Origin of the sequence: Herbaspirillum sp. VT-16-41, from assembly GCF_001994935.1 — a bacterium.
Lineage (GTDB): Bacteria > Pseudomonadota > Gammaproteobacteria > Burkholderiales > Burkholderiaceae_D > Herbaspirillum > Herbaspirillum frisingense.
The window spans coordinates 1-322 of the sequence record NZ_MUXB01000260.1; the positions used below are offsets into that span (position 1 = coordinate 1).

Annotated in this window: 1 pseudogene; it reads left to right on the top strand. The window is 51.6% G+C overall.

Annotated elements, in window-relative coordinates:
- Positions 1–98: 98 nt before the first annotated feature.
- Positions 99–242, top strand: a pseudogene (locus BTM36_RS30335) (phosphoadenosine phosphosulfate reductase family protein); the annotation flags it as partial.
- Positions 243–322: the final 80 nt, after the last annotated feature.

The following is a 322-nucleotide window of genomic DNA, read 5'->3' on the forward strand; positions in this document are numbered from 1 at the left end:
GGTATGATAGTGGAGAGGTGGATAGTTGTGTCGTGTGTATGGTAATGAGAGGGCGAACACCGAGAGCTGCAGGCTATCCCTACACGACGCTCGACCGAGCGCGTGCCAACCGGGCTGTGCTGGATATTCAGCGCGGTGTTTTCAAAGTGCTGCCGATTAGCGACTGGGATAACCGGACGGTGTAGCAGTATCTGCAAAAACACGGCCTGAAATATCACCCGCTGTGGGATGAAGGCTATCTGTAACTCCAGCACAGTCACTCATTTCGTATGCCGACTTCTGCTTGAAAAAGACACAGCCTCTTATACTCCTAATCATATGC